The sequence below is a fragment of the Lacticaseibacillus baoqingensis genome (genome assembly GCF_003946165.1).
Taxonomy (GTDB): domain Bacteria; phylum Bacillota; class Bacilli; order Lactobacillales; family Lactobacillaceae; genus Lacticaseibacillus; species Lacticaseibacillus baoqingensis.
In genome coordinates, this window is sequence record NZ_RHOI01000003.1 from 1 (window position 1) to 16,907 (window position 16,907).

Below are 16,907 nucleotides of genomic sequence, written 5' to 3' on the forward strand. Positions count from 1 at the left end.
CGTTTTACTAAAGAAGTTATCGGGTAAACCTGATAACTGACGGGCAAAGTCAGCTGCCCGATGATGCAGTCGCAGTAGGTGGGAGCCTGAAAGGCGTTTGACCACTGTGTCAATGACACGCGAGCTGCAAGCCACCGAATTTATTCAGTGGTAGTTGACGTCTCTTCCTCATCTATTTATGACTTATGCACACACCCTATCAAGTTCACCGCTTTCAGTCAATGATCCAGTCGGTTAATGAATACATTCTAACTTTAAGCTCAATTTATTTTCTTATAAATAGACATTTATAGTATGACTTGAATCACGGCAATAAAATTCAGTGCTTTCCAGCATCGCATCCAAACCAGAATACCGTATCTCGGACTTTTTGCCAGCGTATCAGGTCCTCCATTGGTAGACCAAAAAGGACTGACCATTGTGTCAGCCCTTGATCATCGCTTATATCACAAGCATTATCGGTATTTATGCCCAGACATTCACAGATTTTGTAATTCTCATTTAAGCAGCTGGCTTGGTCAGTACGATCCGTTCATAGATCCACACCGTCAAGCCATAATAGATCGCATATAACACAATGAAGATCCCAAATGGTACCAGTAAGTTGCCATAAGGATGTTGCAATAGCCCTTTAAACATTTTCAGTCCAAACAACACGTGAATGACCCCTAACGCCCCTGGAAAAATAAACAACGCACCGATTTCTTGGCGGATCGAACGCCGCAAAAGACTGGGACGCACGCCGATTTTTTGCAGCATCGCATAGCGCGCAGCATCAAAACCGGCCCCGCTTAAGATCTTAAACATCAACGTCGAAGCAAGCATCGCTAAAAAGGCGATGCCTAAGAAAAAGCCCATGAACGCAAACCCGGAATACATGCTGTTGATCAGCGCATAGATCATGAACTTTTGCCCTGATTGGTCGGCTGATCGCACATGATATTGGCGGTTTTGCTGCGTGACCATCGTTTCGATGGCATCATAGTTCGCCGCAAAATCCCGCACTTGGTAAGTGACGATCGCCCGTGTTTGCCCTTGAGCCGCTGTAAAATCGGCATGGGAGACGACTTGTAATTGGCGCTGCCCATCTGCAGGCGTGCGAAATTGGAGCAGCTGTGCATCGACTTGGTCGACATACCGGGCAAAATTTTTGCTGGTCACGGTGATTTTTTTCCAGGTCCCATGATTAAACCATTCAAATTCCAGCGGCTTGGCATCCAGTTGGGCCGCATCAAAATACAAAGCTTTGGGGGTGACTTTTTGCGTATAAGTGGTTTTGGCCGTTACCCCAGTCAGCTTTTGGGCTGCCTGTTGGGTCTTGGCATTGGCGTCGATGGTGACCACATCATAGGCAGTTTGCCGGCTGGCCATTTCGTTGATGTCATGCTGAAACCCTAACCCTACCGTGATCGCCCCTAACGCCAAGGCAAACAGCATCGCGACGACCGATAAGATCTTGGTGTAATCACGGATCCGAAAACTCAACTGACTCAAGGTGAACGTATGTAACCCGCGGGCAGCAAAGCGCCGATCACGCTTCAACATGCCGATCAGCCACACTAACAGCGAGTTGAATAAGAAGTAAGTCCCTAACACGATGGTGACTAAAGCAATGCCGATCGCCATCAGCTGTAAGTGCGCCAGTTGGGTCATCGCCCAATAGCCAATGGCCAACAAGACTAGCGCCAATACCGCTTGGATGAACAAGACCGGTTGCTTTTGCTGGATCCGATTCGGCGTCGTCGCGGCATGCAATAATGCCAACATCGGCGTCTTTAATAGCTTGGCCGCATTAAAAAAGGCCGCGATCACAAACATCACCATGAAAAACCCAAAGGTCCATAACAACGCCGGCGCCCAAAATGGTGAAAAATGGGTCGCCGGGGCATGCAGCATCCCGATCAACAAGTTGCCGGCAAAGCTCGTCAAACCCATGCCGATCAAAACCCCGACCACTGATGCCAGCAAGCCGACGCTGACGGTTTCAATGAAGATCAATTGGCCGATTTTTCGGCCTTTGGCCCCTAACATCATGAACATCGCATAATCGCGCTGCCGCATGCTCATTAAAAACGTGTTGGCATAAACGATATACACCATGGTGATGATCACCAACAACACTTCGCCAAACCCAAAGATGAAACTGGCCATCGCGACGGGTGAATTACTCTTTAAAAACGCGGTATTCGTCGCCAACGCCAAAAACATGTAAAACACGGCGCTGGCGATCACCAACCCGGAAAACAAAACCGCGTAATCGCGGAAGCGGGAGCGGATCCCGCCAAGTGCAAGTTTGCGTAACATAATTTTCCTCCCAAAACAGCCCCGGCGATTATTGTTGGAACGTCCCCAGTGTTTCTAAGATCTCTTGATAAAAGTCACTTTGACTCTTGTCGCCATGGACTAATTCCTGGCCGATCTGGCCGTCTTTGATGAATAAGATGCGCTGGGCATAACTGGCGGAAAAAGGATCGTGCGTCACCAACAGAATCGACACGCCTTGTTCTTGGTTGAGTTGCGCCATCGTGTTGAGCAATTCCTTTGCCGATTGTGAATCTAAGGCCCCAGTGGGTTCATCCCCAAATAAGATCGCCGGGGCTTGGACCAGCGCCCGCGCAGCTGCTACCCGTTGTTTTTGCCCGCCAGAAAGTTCTGTGGGGTAATGTTCCAGCACCGCTTGGATCCCTAAGGTCGTGGCGATTTTTTCTACAGCTTGGGTTTGCTTTTGATGGCTGACATTTTGCAGCGCCAGCGGCAAGGCAATGTTTTCGCGGGCGGTCAAATTCTCTAACAAGTTGAAGTCTTGGAAGATAAAACCGATTTTCTTGGCGCGAAAGTCAGACAGCTGATTGCCTTTTAAGGCGGTCACGTCTTGGCCATTGATCGCCACCGTGCCGGCGGTGGGCCGATCTAAGGTGGATAAAATGTTCAACAGCGTGGTTTTACCGGAACCAGAAGCGCCCATGATCCCGACAAATTCACCCGGCTGCACAGAGAAGCTCACGCCTTTTAACGCTTGAAATTGTTTTTCGTTGGCTTTGCCATAAGTCTTGGTCACGCCATTCACGGCGACGACAGGTTGAGTTTGCATGTTGATGCCTCCAATATTTTCTCGATGAGTCTATGTTACCGTACTGCACCCGGTTTGCGCCGAACATCGCCTAACAAAGCTGTAAGGCGTTAAGAATTTGTTAAGCGTCCAGATTTTCGCTACAATAAGACGATTGTGTCAAAAAGGAGGATTGTCATGTTTTTTAATAAGGCGCCTGGTGCTTGCCGTGTTGTTGACACCCCTTAACACTGGAGGAACACTATGCAACCTGAAACCAAACAAAAGCAATATATTCCTTGGGTCATTGTCGGTTTGATGGACTTTGTCACCGTGATCGGCTTTGACGACATTATTTATAACTTCCAAAATCAAGGCCTGGTTGCCGTTACCAGCTGGGTCTTGATGACCTTTTTTTATGTCATCCCTTACAACTTGATCGTCGCGCACATGGGCTCGACATTTTCTGAGCACGGCGGCGGGATCACCAGTTGGATGCGCCAAACTAACGGGGATACCGTTGGCTATTTTGCCGCGTGGTTCTACTGGATCACTGGCTTGCCTTATGTCGTGGATGTGGCCAATTCGGTGGTGATCTCATTTGGCTGGATCCTCAACGGCAACGGCAATATCCAAGCCAACCTGGGCAACGCCTGGTTTGGGATCTTGACTGCGGTGATTTTTGTGCTTTTCATCTGGATCCAACACTTCTTCAAGAACAAGTCGCTGGAAGTGATGTCGACGATCGGCGGCGGGGCGATGTTCATCATGACGATTTTGTTTGTCGTGATGACGTTTGCCGGCTTAGCCCATGGTGATCCGATCGCCACGCACCCGTTCCACTTTTCCAGCTTCATGCCCAAAGACTTCTTCTCCTTGAGCTTCTTGTCGACGTTTGGGTTGTTCGTGTTTGCCATGAACGGCTCGGAATTAGCGGCGCCTTATACCGCCGACATGCGCCATCCGGCGAAAGACTTCCCCAAGGCCTTGAAGATGATCGCGATCATGACCATGTTTTTGACCTTGTTTGGCACCTTCTCCTTAGGCGTGTACTTCAACGCCCATCACCTCCCGAATGACTTGAAAATGAACGGTTCATACTACGCGTTTCAAGCGATCGGGCGGCAATTTGGGCTGGGCAATGGGCTGATGTATCTGTTTGCCGTTGTGCAAGGCATTTACATGCTGGCGCAATTGGCCGTGATCTTAGATGCGTCAACGCGCGTCTTCTTATCAGATGTGGCCAAGCGCTTCATGCCGCGCCAATTGACTAAAAAAACCGCCGATGGCCTGCCGATCAACGGCTACTGGCTGACCACGATCTTATGTGCGCTGATCATGGCCTTAGGCGGGTTGTTGCCAAAGATCAATGATATCTTCAACTGGCTATTGAACCTCAACGGGATCGTCAGCCCGTTTTCGACTTGTTTCTTATTCTGGTCTTATATCATGGTGCGCCGGCATGCCGACCGGTTCCCGACGCCGGCTTATCGCTTCATCAAATCCGATAAATTGGGCTTGATTGTCGGGCTGTGGATGTTGATCATCACCTTTTTGCTGGCCGTGTTAGGCTTTTTCCCGACTGATGCCAATGAACAGACTTTCGCGTTGATGTTGACGTTAAACATCGTGGTGCCGATCGGGATGGTGGTATTAGGCGTCATGATGCCTTGGATCGCCAAACGCCAAGCGAAAGGCAATGCCTTTGGCCGCGGCAGCTGGTGGTTGTTTACAGGCATCTTGTTGATCGTTTTGGTGAGCTTGGCGAGTTACGGGATCGCCACGAACTTGCTGGCCCATGCCGCCGGTGCGCTGCGGGTGGTGACCATTGGGATCGTGGATCTGCTTTTGATCGGTGTGATCTTGAAGTTCACCGCCAATGGCCGCCATGGCACAACTGAAAACTAACGCCGTCAAAAAAGTCTGCCGACGCTGCCTAAGGTGCGCCGGTAAGGCTTTTTTTTTCGCTGAATTAGAATGAGTATCATTAAGTGACGCACAACTGTTATTGAACAAAAAAAGTTGTGCTTTTCTGTTTCCCCTGTTATGCTTGTTCCGGCGGCGTTTGCAAGCGTTATCTGGGAATTATCAGCGGTGGCGAGTGCTTGTCGGCTGAAGCTTATTATCATATAATTCACATTACATTGTCATTTAATTTTCACCAAAAAGGAGGAAACGATTATGTCATGGGGATTTATTAATGGGAGTCCAAACGCCTTGGGGCATACTGACGCACTCGCGCAATTCCTCCTGGCGGGTCAAGCCTGCACGACCTTGCCATTGGTCAACTATCACATTGCCCAACTCGGCCAACACCGCGATCAGCCCGATGATTTTATCCGTTTAGCCCAAACCATTAGTACTTGTGATGCGTTATTGATCGGCACCCCAGTCTATTGGTCGGACATGACCGGATTATTGAAGACATTCTTGGATCGCTGCACGCTGATCGCCAAACAAGTGGCTTTTCGCCATGTGCCCACTTACGTCTTAGTCAACGGCACCCAACGCCCAGCGCAAACCGCCCCTGGTATCGCACCGGCGATCGCCCAACTGGCAGATTTCTTACAGTGGGATTATCGCGATACGATCGTGGTGGATACCAGCTTGGTGCGGCCGCCAGCTTTTGCGCAAGTCCTGACACCTTGGCAACAACAGTTACAGGAGGCACAGCATGACTGATGCAATTTCAGGTGAAGACCTCGTGGTCGGCTACGGCCGCAAAACCATTGTCGACCACCAATCCATTCATATTCCAGCCGGGCAGATCACCGGCTTGATCGGCCCAAACGGCAGCGGCAAATCCACCTTGCTAAAAGCGCTCGCCGGCATCAATCCCATTGACCATGGGCACATCACGATCAATGGCCAGCCGCAAGCGCAACTCAGCGCCAAAGCGTTAGCTAAAGCCCTGGCTTATTTGGCGCAAGCCCCTGATGTCCCAGGCGATCTCACGGTGGCCACTTTAGTCAAATTAGGGCGCTATGCGTATCACCGCGGGTTTTTTGGCCAAGATCCGCATGAAAAAGCCCAAGTGCGCGCGGCTTTAGTGGCCGCTAAAGTCGCAGAGTTGGCCAATCGGCCGCTAGCCAGCTTGTCTGGCGGCCAGCGCCAGCGGGCGTTTATTGCCATGACTTTAGCGCATGACAGCCCGATCATCATGTTGGATGAACCCACGACTTACTTAGATCTGACCCATCAACTGGACGTTTTGAACTTGATGCAGCACTTGAATCAAGTTGCGGCTAAAACCATTATCGTGGTGTTACACGACTTGAACCAAGCGGCGCGCTATTGTGATCAGCTGGTTTGCTTACATGACGGCCAAGTCGTCGCCACTGGCAGTCCCAAAGCGGTGCTGACGGCACCATTGCTGGCGAAGGTCTTTCAAGTCAGTGCGCAAGTCGTCACCCCTGCTGGCTGCGACTACCCGCAGCTGCTCAATTGTCAAACGCTGGTGAGCGCATGATGCGCCGCAGCAAATGGGCGCTTAACGCCGAGTTATTGGTGCTGGTCCTTGGCTTGGCGGCGCTGAGCTTAAGCGCTGGGGTCCATTGGTATGCGCCTAGTGCGCTTTGGACCAGCCAGCCGCAAGTCACCTCGATCATGTGGCAGATCCGCTTGCCGCGCGTCATTGCCGCAGCGGCAGTCGGGGCGTTATTAGCATTTGCCGGCCAGTTGATGCAAGGCTTGTCGCGCAACCCGATCGCCGATCCGTCGATCCTTGGGGTCAATGCTGGGGCCACGTTGATGCTGATGCTGGGGGCTTTGAACGGCTTGGCCTTGACCATCATCAATACCTTGTGGCTGAGTTTGTTAGGCGCTGGGATCGCGTTTATGTGTGTGTTAGCGCTGGCGATGCGCCGCGGCGGATTGGATGTTTTGCGCTTCATTCTTGGCGGGACCGTTTTTTCCAGTTTGATCACCTGTTTGGCGTATGCCGTCGGGTTGTTGACCAACAGTACCGCCCAGTTTCGCAATTTGCTGGTCGGCGGCTTCACCGGCGCCACCGCCAGCCAGGCATTGACCGCTAGCAGCGGCGTGATCGTGGTGGTGATCATCGCCTTATTTGCGCACAAGGAACTTTCGCTGATGGTGCTGGATGACACCACTGCCCGCAGCCTCGGCGTGGATCCCAGCCGCGTGCGCTTATTAGCCGCCTTATTGGTCGTGATCTGCGCCGGCATCGCCGTAGCCATCGCCGGCAATATCGGTTTTGTGGGCTTAGGGGTGCCGCAAGTGATCGCTTATTTACACCCTGACCGCTTTGAAAAAAACATGGCCCCCACCATGTTAGGCGGAGCCGCATTTATGCTGGCAGTCGATGTGCTCGCCAAAACGGTGACGGCACCGAACGAATTGCCGCTTTCGGCGTTAAGTGCGATTTGCGGCGGGATCTTCTTGTTCGCCATTCTTTCTGATCCTAGGAGGCAGCGCCTATGAACAAGAAAACGCTCATCGGCTGGGTCGCGTCGACTATCGTCATGCTGGCGTTGACCATATTGTTATTGAGTTTAGGCGATATTTCCTTGAGCTTTGGCCAAGTGCTTCAGGCGTTGTTTGGCGGCGGTGATCGCATTGCCAGCATCGTTGTATGGAAAATGCGCCTGCCTTATGTGGCGGCAGCTTTGATCACCGGGGCTTGTTTGGCCGCCAGCGGTTTGTTACTGCAGACCTTGACGCATAATGCCTTAGTTGATTCCAGCATCCTCGGCGTCAACGCCGGCGCGAGTTTAGGGGCGGTGCTGTTGATCACCTTAGGCGCCAGCATCCGCGGCTTTGCTACCGATACTTGGTTGCCGCTGGCAGCTGTATTAGGTGCTTGTTTAAGTCTGGCTTTAGTCGCTGGCCAAAAAGGCACTGGCAGCCGCTTGCAGTTGTTGTTGCGCGGGGTGGCGTTGACCGCCTTGTTGAACGGCGTGATCTTGATGTTGCAGCTGAATATGAACAGCTTTGCTTTTGACCGCGTTTTGGTATGGTTATCCGGCAGTTTTTGGAACGTCGATTGGGTGTTTTTGCGTCACTATGGGCTGGCGGCGATCGCCTTGATCGTCATCGTCTTCGCCTTAATCCGGCCTTTAGGCATGTTAGTCCTCGGCGATGATATGGCCGCAGCCAGCGGCGTCAATGTCACAAAGCTCAAGCGCGGCACCTTATTGCTGGCGATCGCCTTGGCCGCAGTGGCGGTGACTGTCGGCGGCGCGATCAGCTTAGTGGGCTTGATGGCCCCGAATATTGCCAAGCACTGGTGCGGCCACCGCTTTGCCGCATTGCTGCCGGTGACTATCATGGTCGGCGAAGCGATCATGCTTCTGGCCACCATCGTTGCCAATAACTTGTTTTTACCGGCGCTTTTGCCAGTCGGGCTGGTGGTCGCGGTGATCACCATGCCTTATTTCTTGTTTTTGCTATTTCAACAATAAGGAGCCTTACATATGTCCAAAAAAATGCTACTGATCGCCGCCGCTGCCGTGTTTTTCTTGGCCGGCTGTGGCCAAGCCAAAACCAGCGCCAACGCCGCCAAAGCCACCCGCACGGTGCAAACCCCTAGCGGCAGCGTCAAGCTCCCGGCTCATCCCAAGCGGGTCGTTGCCACGGTTTACTCACCAGAATTGCTGTCGCTGGGTGTCAATGTGGTCGGCGCCACCAGCATGGACCTGCAAAGTCCTTGGTTATCTCAAAGCGACACCAAAGGCATCAAAGATCTTGGCAACACCATGAATGCCGAAGCGATCTTGAAGCTCAAACCCGACTTGATCGTGACGTGCAATGAACCTGACGTCAAAAAGCTGAAAGACATCGCTCCGGTTTTATATATCCCCTTTGGCAGCACCGGCAACGCCTATCAAACGCTGACTAAATTCGGACACTGGCTAAACCGCCAAGCCCAAGCCAAAAAAGTCACCCGCGAGTTAAAGACCAAGGCGCAACAAGCCAGCAGCAAGCTCACCCAAAACGGGATCACCCCTAGTCAAACCACCGTCAGCTTACTCGATATGCAAAGCAATAAACTCTATGTCGACGGCTTCAGCTGGGGGCGCGGCGGCGAAACATTAGTCACGCTGCTGGGCTTTAAGCTCAATGCCGCCAGTCAAAAGATCCAAGCCGGCACTGGCTATAAACAGATCTCCACCGAATCATTACCCACATACGCCGGGGATTGGCTGTTTTTCTCCAATACCACCGCGACGGCTAATGGCAATGATCAAGCGATCGCCGACTTGAAGCACAACCCGGTTTGGCAAAGCTTGCCGGCGGTCAAAAAAGGCCATGTCGTTTCGCTGCCGTTCAACAAGATGTATTATTCAGACCCTTATGCCTTAAAAGGCCAGATCAAGTTGATCACCACGGCCATGCTCAAGCAAAACTGACCCCCTCAAATAGGTGCGCCGCCTTGGTGCGCCTATTTGTCTGCTGTTGGCGCATTGGTCAGCTGCTAGGCACGTTTGCCGTCACATGTTACACTGGATATAACGAATTACGAAGGGACTGAAGCCGCATGCGCGATTCACGCTTGAAGTTTGCCGGCTGGGCAAAATAGTTTCCCCACGTCAGGCACACCGCAGTGTGGTGTGCCATTAAGGAGTATTAATGCAAGAAGTACATCAACAACCTGAAAAAGTCCTAGTCACAGGCATTTCACGAGGCAAGGATGATTTTGATTACACCATGACCGAACTGGTCGAACTCGCCAAAGCCAACAACTATGACGTCGTAGGCGAGTTGCGCCAAAACCTCGACCGCTCCACGGCAGCATTTTATTTTGGCAGCGGTAAAGTCGCCGAGATCCGTGAATTAGCACTGGCGCATGACGCGACCACGGTTTTAGTTAACGATGAATTATCACCATCACAATTGCGCAACTTAGAACGTGAAACCAAGTTGCATATCGTCGACCGCACCCAGTTGATCTTAGAGATCTTCGCCAACCGCGCGCATTCTAAAACCGCCAAGGCCCAAGTCGAGATCGCGCAATTGCAATATGCCTTGCCGCGCCTGCACCCGAGTGCCAACAAGCTGGATCAGCAAGGCGGCGGTGGCGGTTTTGCCAACCGTGGGGCTGGTGAAACCAAGTTGGAAATGGATCGCCGGGTCTTAAACAAGCGCATCGCCCGCTTGCGCCGAGAACTCAAAGAAGCCGATGTGGGCGAAACCGTCCGGCGTGCCCAACGCGATGATAAAGCCATGCCGACCGTCGCCTTAGTTGGCTATACCAACGCCGGCAAATCAACGACCATGAATGGCTTGTTGGCGTTATTCGCCGATCATCCTGAAACCAAACAAGTTTTTGAAAAAGATATGCTGTTTGCCACATTGGATACCTCTGTGCGCCAGCTCACACTGCCTGACAATCGCAAGTTTCTGTTATCTGATACCGTCGGCTTTGTCTCCAAGCTGCCGCATACTTTAGTCGACGCCTTCAAAGCGACACTAGCCGAAGCCGCCAGCGCGGATCTCTTGATCCAAGTGGTCGATTACTCTGACGAACATTACGCCGAGATGATGGCAGTCACCGAAAAAACCTTAACGGCGATCGGCGTCCATGACATCCCGATGATCGTCGCCTACAACAAGGCTGATTTGCGCGTTGACACCCATTATCCTGAAGTTAATGGCGATGACTTGATCTACTCGGCACGCGACCACGCGTCTTTAGAGCAGCTCACCGACTTGATCAAGACGCACTTGTTTGCCAAAGATCAAACCAACACTTATTTGATCCCCTTTGCCAAAGGCGCCATCGTCGACTTCATCAACCGTGAAACCAGCGTCAGCGCCACGGATTATACCGCTGACGGCACGCAGATCACCACCACGGTCAACCCGATCCAAGCAGGGCAACTGCGCGAGTATCTCATTGAATGACGCAAAAAAGCTGAGCGCTGCTCAGCTTTTTTTGCGCTCATTTGACCTACTGGATCATCCCAAAACCGCCCGGATCCGGTAATACCACCACCAGTCAGGAACATCGATCGGGTAGCGGTTGACCAATTCGGCAATCAACTGCCGCCCGCGTTGAAACGTTTCCGGCCGCAAGTGACCATTCAGCGCCCAATCATAACAAGTTTCTGGGGCGGTGATCAATTGCCCATTGACCTGCATCCGCACGGCTAAAGGATCCGCCACCAACGTGTGCCATTGTTCGCCATATCCTTGCCGGGCAGCCAGCGACAAGGCGGTAGCGTTTTTGGCGCTTTCAGTCAGCCGCTGCGGCGCCACATCACCGAGATTTTGGTTTTGGATCAACGCCGGAAGCGGTTGGGTCACGACCATCCGCATCGGCAGCTGCACTTGGCTGACAGCTTCAGGATAGGCCTGCAGCCGCTGGCATAGCCAAGCAAACCCCACCAGATCATTGGCCGTCGCCATTTTCCACACGCGCAAGCTGGCATGCGCCGCCATGGCATCGGCTAGTTGCAATAACCCTTGGGCATCGGTGACTTGCAAGTCGCGGGCCGTGGGCAAAAAGCGCTGCTGGTCGTCTTGATGCGCACCTAGCGCTAAACACTCGGCTTTTAAGCGATAAAAACCTGCGCCTTTGGCATCGAGGCGATCCAAGTCCCCAAATTGCAGATCCGTTGGCAATAAGATCACGGTATGCGCAAACGTCGCGCGCAAATTAGCCGCAAACCGCGCATTGAATGTCAACTCTACCAGTGTCATGACGACACCTCCTTTGCTTCAGCATAGCAAATCCTACAACGATCACCTAACAAAACGGCTGCCAAAAAAAATACCGCCGGTTGACGATGTTTGACATCGCCAACCAGCGGTATTGGTGGTTGATCTGCTTAGCGGATCCCTGAAGACAACCGGCGATTCAATGCGCGAGACGCAACGGATAACGCGTAGTTGACGATAAAGTACAACACGGCTAACGCCACAAACATCGGGATCATATAATTGATGTTTTGCCCGTAAATGATCTGCGCATGGTACGTCAGCTCTGGCAGCAAGATGATCGTGGCCAAAGACGTGTCTTTGACTAGGGAGATAAACTGCGAAACGATCGGGGGGATCATGGCCTTGAACGCTTGTGGCAAGATGATGTGCACCATTGCTTGCGTGTAAGTCAGCCCGTTAGAGCGGGCTGCTTCCATTTGGCCAGTCGGCACAGCATTGATCCCGGAACGGACGATCTCGGCAAGCATGGCGGATTCAAACACCGTCATCGCCACGATCGATGCTGGGATCACCGGCAAACGCACCCCAATGTTTGGCAGGGCAAAGTAAGTGAAAAATAAGATCAACAGCAGCGGCAAGTTACGGATCAAGTCGATAATAAACCCAACGATCGCACTAAAGTAGCGCACTTTGATATACCGCGCTACCCCCAGCAATGTCCCGATGATGAAGCTGAAGAAGATCGACGTCACACTGACTTCCAGCGTCACCCAGAGGCCTTGCAGCAAGTAATTCACATTTACCTGTGAATAGGCATCAATAAAGTTTTGCATCGCAGGTCCTCCTTCCTAGGCGACATTCCATTTCTTCTCCAAATGCCGCATGTAATACGACAATGGCATCGTTAAGATCAAATACAACAACCCAACTGCCAGATAAGTATCAAAGGTGTTGAAAGTCGTATTGGCAATGATCTTGCCTTGATACATCAAGTCAAACCCAGCCACAAACGCTAAGATCGACGAGTTTTTCACTAAGTTGATGAACTGGTTGCCCAACGGCGGGATCACGATCTTGATCGCCTGTGGGAACACGATGTTCACCATCGCTTGCGTGTAGGTCATCCCCACACTGCGCGCCCCTTCCATCTGCCCAACAGCGACCGATTCGATCCCTGCCCGGACAGTTTCAGCGATGAACGCACTGGTATAGATCGTCAAGCCGATCGTCCCTGCCGTGAAACCATCGATTTGGACCACATAAGTCGGCACGATCACATAAAATGCCATGGTAATGACCAGCAAAGGAATATTCCGGACGACTTCCACATAGATGCGGCCAATGATCGCGACCCAACGATAAGTCGAGATCTCCATCAAAGCAAACAGCGTCCCGATCACCAAACTGCCAACTAAAGCGATCAAGCTGGCCATCAAGGTGTAGCCGAGGCCAGACAATAATGTCGACCAGTTATTCGCGAGTATCGTGAACATCTACTCCACCTCCTTGATATCAAAGCCTGGCACGTTGCCGAACCACTTGTTGATCAGCTTTTCATAAGTGCCATTTTTGCGCAGTGTATTGATCGCTTGATCCATGCGCTGCGTCATCGCGGTTTGGCCTTTGTTGATCGCAATCCCATAAGGTTCTTTGGTGAAAGTCCCGCCAACCACGACATAGCGGTGATCTTGTTCAGACATCCCGTACAAGATCCCATTATCCGTCGTCACCGCAAGCCCTTGACCAGACTTTAAGGCAGTAAAGGCTTGGGCATAATCAGATAATTGCAGCACAGTGGCTTGCGGGGCGGCTTTTTGGATGTTATCCACAGACGTTGACCCTTGCACCCCGATCACCTTATCGCCTTTTTTCAAGTCCTTGACGGAATGAATGCGGCTGCCTTTTTTGACCAGTAAAGATTGGCCGGCATTGAAATAAGGCTGCGTAAAGTTCAAGACTTTTTCCCGATCAGGCGTAATGGTCATCGTCGCAATGATCGCATCAATGTTCCCGCCTTTAAGCATCGGCACCCGCGTATCTGAGGTCACTTGAACCAGCTGGGCTTTGCCTTTTGGCCCAAGGATCTCTTTGGTCAAGGCTTTGGCCATGTCGATGTCAAACCCTTCGATCCGCCCAGATTTGGTATTCATCAAACCAAACAACCGAGTATCGGCTTTCACGCCCCAAACGATGGTGTTGGTTTGCTTGGCATGCTGGAGCACATCTTGGTCAGCCAAAGACTTGCCGCAGCCGGAAACTAACAGCAACATGCCGCACAATGCAGCAACCATTAAGGGTACTAAGCGTTTTTTCATCTAAAGCCCTCCCTTAATGGTTAATGATCTTGCTGAGGAACTCCTGCGCACGCGGTTCTTTAGGATGATCGAAAAAGGCCCCGACATCAGTCGCGTCTTCGAGGATCTCCCCATCAGACATGAAAACGATCCGATCGCCGACGTGGCGCGCAAAGCCCATTTCATGTGTGACCACGACCATCGTCATCCCTTGCTTGGCGATGTCTTTCATGACATCCAATACATCGCCAATGGTTTCTGGGTCCAGTGCCGATGTGGGTTCATCAAACAGCAATGCTTTAGGCTTCATCGCCAAACTGCGGGCGATGGCGATCCGCTGTTTTTGCCCCCCGGATAATGCTGACGGATAGCTGTCGGCTTTTTCACGCAAGCCGACTTGATCCAACAACTTCAGCGCCTCTTCGCGCGCTTGTTCCTTGTTGCTTTTAAGCACCAGCGTCGGCCCTAACGTGATGTTTTCCATCACGGTCTTGTTGGCGTACAAGTTAAAATGCTGGAACACCATGCCGACGTTCTTCCGGATCCGATTCATATCCGTCTTCTTGTCGGCTAGATCAAAGTCGTTAACGATCAACTGCCCTGACTGAACGCGTTCGAGGCCATTGATCGTCCGTAACAGCGTACTCTTCCCTGAACCCGATGGGCCGATAATGGTAACGACCTCCCCGCGATCGATGGTCAGATTGATATCTTTCAGCGCGTGAAACTTGCCGTAGTATTTCTCGACATCGTGAAATTCGATCATCGACATCGTGATCCCCTCCTCTTAATCGTGATTCACTCACGATACCGAGCAGCAACGTTCGGTCATTGCAGTGAGTGATTATGAATAATTTATCATTTTTCACTCATGAAAGCTAGTCTTTACACCTAATTATTTGTTAGTGTCATGTGCGCGGTAGGCTAATTGAACCGTCACACTATAGGGTTCATGCCGTGTGATCAAGGTTCTGCGGCCCATTTGCTTGCTTTCGCCGCCGGTCAAATAAACATGAGCCGCGGCTAATTGATATTCATTTTGGGCGGCTTTTGCGGGTAATAATCCAACTCGCTGAACGGTCGCCACCGGTACGGCAGAAAGCGAATTGACCCCTGCATACACCGTCAATTGTCCGGATTCGTCCCGCAATTCAAAAAACGGCAACTCCACTAATGTGCCTAAAGCGGCGACTGGCTGATGGGTTTTTTGCGCCACGCGCGCGATCGCTCGCTCATCCAACCCAGAATAGTTGGCAGCCAAATTGCCTTGTTGCACCAACCGCTCGACTAACGCTTCAAGATTAGTTTGTTGCGTCGGTGACACCAACACCGCCGTCGGCAATAATTTATCATCTTGAAACAACCCGCTGGCTGGTCCGCTCATCGTGGTTTGGGCCAATTGATTTTCCGCCGCCTTGATCTGCGCTTGGTTGCCGCCTAAGGCTTTTTCGATTTTAGGCGAAATATCAAACTTCAACTGCTTATCGGTGTAATAGTAGAAAAAGTTCAACACGATGAAATACTCTAACACCAAAAAGCCCGCTAAAAACAAGGCCCCTTGGATGCGGTAACCGGGAAAACGCAGGCCTTGGATCGCCGCGTATAACAAGTAAAAATTGGCCACAAACGCCACGATGGTAAACGCCTTGCCTTTAGCTTTATCTTGAATATTGAAATACCCCAACAGGCGGTTGAGGATATCTAAAAATGTCAGCATATCAGCTGCCTCCTATTGGTTAGTGGTCGTCTGGGTACTGCTGGCAGAACTAGCCGTGGTATCGCCACTGTTGTCGCTGCCATCACCGGTGGTATTGCCAGACCCATTTGCCCCGGTGCTGCTGCTGTCTTCAGCTGATTGGCTGCTGGCATTGGTCGTATCACCGGTGTTTTTGCCGCTTTCTGCGGTACCATTGCCTTGTTGGGTCGTGGTTTGGCCTTGAGATTCTTGAGTCGACGATGACGGTTGCGCAGAAGAAGCTTGCGCACTGCTGCTTTTAGAAACTTCCGGTTTGCTCTTGGGAGCGGTCGATTTGCTGACTGCACTGGAAGACGTACTTGCCGTGGCGGCTTTTTCCTTAGAGATCAAAGCACTTTGTGAGGCCGCAGATTTAGGTTTGCTGCTGGGGTTAACGGTGGTATTGATCACATTGAACCCACTGATCAAAATAATCAGCGAAACGATCGCCGCTGGTGATAATAATGGCGCTGTCCGGTATGCCATGAGCAGATTCCTCTCTTTCAAATCACATACTGTCATTGTACCGCACTCCATCGATCCGCTCAGTTAAGGAAATGCAAAGTTAATGGGCAAAATAAAAAGCCGTGGGCGAGACATCAGTCACATCGTCGCGTTCCATCAAGCAACGCCAAGTCACACAAGCGGCTCTGCACCGCGATTCAAAGTCCGAATCGTGGTGCAGAGCCGCTTGTGTTATTGGCTAAAACCGCTTGATGTCTCAGCCTTATCCTTTGACGGCTGGCTGCGCTTTTTTGGCACAATCTGCGCACAAGCCATATAACTCGAAGTTATGGCTGGCGATCTGCGCGCCAGGGACTTGATCTTCAAAAAAACCCAATGGGCACATTTGCAATTCCTGGACCCGGTGACAATTCGTACAAATGAAATGATGATGATGCGGGTGTTGATAATCGCATTGCAGCTTGACGATTGCTTGTTCACCTTGGACTTCAGACTCCAAGATGCCCAGCTTTTCAAAAGCTTTCACGTTGCGATAGATCGTGTCATGTGACAAGCCCGGATATTGCCCGCGCATATACGCGTCAATGCTGGTCACCGTGACATAGCTGTCCGCATGCCGATCCAAGTAAGCAACCAGATCGCGGCGCTGCTTGGTAACGCGCATCCCATTTTCTTTCATCCGTTGGATCGCAATGGTCGTATTCGACATCCGCATCCCCCTTTTCTTCGCCTTCAGTCT

17 protein-coding genes are annotated in these 16,907 nt (G+C 51.6%); 7 read left to right on the top strand and 10 right to left on the bottom strand.

Annotated features, from left to right (window positions below):
* Positions 1-501 precede the first annotated feature (501 nt).
* Positions 502-2,304, bottom strand: coding sequence for an FtsX-like permease family protein (locus tag EKM91_RS01450; RefSeq protein ID WP_125748632.1), 1,803 nt, complete (start codon positions 2,302-2,304; stop codon positions 502-504).
* Positions 2,305-2,332: 28 nt separating this feature from the next.
* On the bottom strand, positions 2,333-3,091 hold the full coding sequence (locus tag EKM91_RS01455) for an ABC transporter ATP-binding protein (protein WP_125748634.1): 759 nt from the start codon (positions 3,089-3,091) through the stop codon (positions 2,333-2,335).
* Positions 3,092-3,313: 222 nt separating this feature from the next.
* On the opposite strand from EKM91_RS01455, the gene EKM91_RS01460 reads away from it, so the two are divergent.
* From EKM91_RS01460 to hflX, 7 genes are all read left to right on the top strand, one after another.
* Positions 3,314-4,957 (top strand): APC family permease, encoded by a 1,644-nt coding sequence (locus tag EKM91_RS01460; RefSeq protein ID WP_125748638.1) that lies wholly within the window; start codon positions 3,314-3,316, stop codon positions 4,955-4,957.
* A gap of 273 nt (positions 4,958-5,230) precedes the next feature.
* Entirely contained in the window at positions 5,231-5,731 is a 501-nt protein-coding gene (locus tag EKM91_RS01465; protein ID WP_125748641.1) for a flavodoxin family protein, read from the top strand.
* On the top strand, positions 5,724-6,518 hold the full coding sequence (locus EKM91_RS01470) for an ABC transporter ATP-binding protein (RefSeq protein ID WP_125748645.1): 795 nt from the start codon (positions 5,724-5,726) through the stop codon (positions 6,516-6,518). Before EKM91_RS01465 ends, EKM91_RS01470 begins: the two co-directional genes overlap by 8 nt.
* Positions 6,518-7,492: a FecCD family ABC transporter permease gene (locus tag EKM91_RS01475; protein ID WP_225419426.1), complete on the top strand. Its 975-nt coding sequence runs from the start codon at positions 6,518-6,520 to the stop codon at positions 7,490-7,492. The genes EKM91_RS01470 and EKM91_RS01475 overlap by 1 nt, the downstream gene beginning before the upstream one ends.
* Positions 7,489-8,472 carry a FecCD family ABC transporter permease gene (locus tag EKM91_RS01480; RefSeq protein WP_125748648.1) on the top strand — a complete coding sequence of 328 codons (984 nt, stop codon included), beginning with the start codon at positions 7,489-7,491 and terminating at the stop codon, positions 8,470-8,472. The genes EKM91_RS01475 and EKM91_RS01480 overlap by 4 nt, the downstream gene beginning before the upstream one ends.
* 12 nt (positions 8,473-8,484) lie before the next feature.
* Positions 8,485-9,420, top strand: a complete 936-nt coding sequence (locus EKM91_RS01485) for an ABC transporter substrate-binding protein (protein ID WP_125748650.1) — start codon at positions 8,485-8,487, stop codon at positions 9,418-9,420.
* A gap of 220 nt (positions 9,421-9,640) precedes the next feature.
* On the top strand, positions 9,641-10,915 hold the full coding sequence (gene hflX, locus EKM91_RS01490) for a GTPase HflX (RefSeq protein ID WP_125748653.1): 1,275 nt from the start codon (positions 9,641-9,643) through the stop codon (positions 10,913-10,915).
* A gap of 54 nt (positions 10,916-10,969) precedes the next feature.
* On the opposite strand, the gene EKM91_RS01495 is transcribed toward hflX, so the two are convergent.
* The 8 genes from EKM91_RS01495 to EKM91_RS01530 all read right to left on the bottom strand — a co-directional run bounded on the left by EKM91_RS01495 (position 10,970) and on the right by EKM91_RS01530 (position 16,877).
* On the bottom strand, positions 10,970-11,713 hold the full coding sequence (locus EKM91_RS01495; RefSeq protein ID WP_125748656.1) for a DUF3658 domain-containing protein: 744 nt from the start codon (positions 11,711-11,713) through the stop codon (positions 10,970-10,972).
* Positions 11,714-11,841: 128 nt separating this feature from the next.
* The gene (locus EKM91_RS01500) at positions 11,842-12,507 is read right to left on the bottom strand and encodes an amino acid ABC transporter permease (RefSeq protein ID WP_125748659.1); all 666 of its coding nucleotides are present in this window, start codon (positions 12,505-12,507) and stop codon (positions 11,842-11,844) included.
* A 15-nt stretch (positions 12,508-12,522) separates the two neighbouring features.
* Positions 12,523-13,167: an amino acid ABC transporter permease gene (locus EKM91_RS01505; protein WP_125748662.1), complete on the bottom strand. Its 645-nt coding sequence runs from the start codon at positions 13,165-13,167 to the stop codon at positions 12,523-12,525.
* Positions 13,168-13,989 carry a glutamate ABC transporter substrate-binding protein gene (locus EKM91_RS01510; RefSeq protein ID WP_125748665.1) on the bottom strand — a complete coding sequence of 274 codons (822 nt, stop codon included), beginning with the start codon at positions 13,987-13,989 and terminating at the stop codon, positions 13,168-13,170.
* A gap of 13 nt (positions 13,990-14,002) precedes the next feature.
* Positions 14,003-14,740: an amino acid ABC transporter ATP-binding protein gene (locus EKM91_RS01515; RefSeq protein WP_125748668.1), complete on the bottom strand. Its 738-nt coding sequence runs from the start codon at positions 14,738-14,740 to the stop codon at positions 14,003-14,005.
* 123 nt (positions 14,741-14,863) lie between these two features.
* Positions 14,864-15,685: a DUF6681 family protein gene (locus tag EKM91_RS01520; protein ID WP_125748671.1), complete on the bottom strand. Its 822-nt coding sequence runs from the start codon at positions 15,683-15,685 to the stop codon at positions 14,864-14,866.
* A 12-nt stretch (positions 15,686-15,697) separates the two neighbouring features.
* The gene (locus EKM91_RS01525; RefSeq protein ID WP_125748674.1) at positions 15,698-16,189 is read right to left on the bottom strand and encodes a hypothetical protein; all 492 of its coding nucleotides are present in this window, start codon (positions 16,187-16,189) and stop codon (positions 15,698-15,700) included.
* Positions 16,190-16,430: 241 nt separating this feature from the next.
* On the bottom strand, positions 16,431-16,877 hold the full coding sequence (locus tag EKM91_RS01530) for a Fur family transcriptional regulator (RefSeq protein ID WP_125748677.1): 447 nt from the start codon (positions 16,875-16,877) through the stop codon (positions 16,431-16,433).
* Between the last annotated feature and the right edge of the window lie 30 nt (positions 16,878-16,907).

Bases quoted from the DNA above. Each gene is read 5' to 3' on its own strand.
- EKM91_RS01450 (WP_125748632.1), bottom strand. From the start codon at position 2,304: ATGTTACGCAAACTTGCACTTGGCGGGATCCGCTCCCGCTTCCGCGAT.
- EKM91_RS01455 (WP_125748634.1), bottom strand. From the start codon at position 3,091: ATGCAAACTCAACCTGTCGTCGCCGTGAATGGCGTGACCAAGACTTAT.
- EKM91_RS01460 (WP_125748638.1), top strand. From the start codon at position 3,314: ATGCAACCTGAAACCAAACAAAAGCAATATATTCCTTGGGTCATTGTC.
- EKM91_RS01465 (WP_125748641.1), top strand. From the start codon at position 5,231: ATGTCATGGGGATTTATTAATGGGAGTCCAAACGCCTTGGGGCATACT.
- EKM91_RS01470 (WP_125748645.1), top strand. From the start codon at position 5,724: ATGACTGATGCAATTTCAGGTGAAGACCTCGTGGTCGGCTACGGCCGC.
- EKM91_RS01475 (WP_225419426.1), top strand. From the start codon at position 6,518: ATGCGCCGCAGCAAATGGGCGCTTAACGCCGAGTTATTGGTGCTGGTC.
- EKM91_RS01480 (WP_125748648.1), top strand. From the start codon at position 7,489: ATGAACAAGAAAACGCTCATCGGCTGGGTCGCGTCGACTATCGTCATG.
- EKM91_RS01485 (WP_125748650.1), top strand. From the start codon at position 8,485: ATGTCCAAAAAAATGCTACTGATCGCCGCCGCTGCCGTGTTTTTCTTG.
- hflX (WP_125748653.1), top strand. From the start codon at position 9,641: ATGCAAGAAGTACATCAACAACCTGAAAAAGTCCTAGTCACAGGCATT.
- EKM91_RS01495 (WP_125748656.1), bottom strand. From the start codon at position 11,713: ATGACACTGGTAGAGTTGACATTCAATGCGCGGTTTGCGGCTAATTTG.
- EKM91_RS01500 (WP_125748659.1), bottom strand. From the start codon at position 12,507: ATGCAAAACTTTATTGATGCCTATTCACAGGTAAATGTGAATTACTTG.
- EKM91_RS01505 (WP_125748662.1), bottom strand. From the start codon at position 13,167: ATGTTCACGATACTCGCGAATAACTGGTCGACATTATTGTCTGGCCTC.
- EKM91_RS01510 (WP_125748665.1), bottom strand. From the start codon at position 13,989: ATGAAAAAACGCTTAGTACCCTTAATGGTTGCTGCATTGTGCGGCATG.
- EKM91_RS01515 (WP_125748668.1), bottom strand. From the start codon at position 14,740: ATGTCGATGATCGAATTTCACGATGTCGAGAAATACTACGGCAAGTTT.
- EKM91_RS01520 (WP_125748671.1), bottom strand. From the start codon at position 15,685: ATGCTGACATTTTTAGATATCCTCAACCGCCTGTTGGGGTATTTCAAT.
- EKM91_RS01525 (WP_125748674.1), bottom strand. From the start codon at position 16,189: ATGGCATACCGGACAGCGCCATTATTATCACCAGCGGCGATCGTTTCG.
- EKM91_RS01530 (WP_125748677.1), bottom strand. From the start codon at position 16,877: ATGTCGAATACGACCATTGCGATCCAACGGATGAAAGAAAATGGGATG.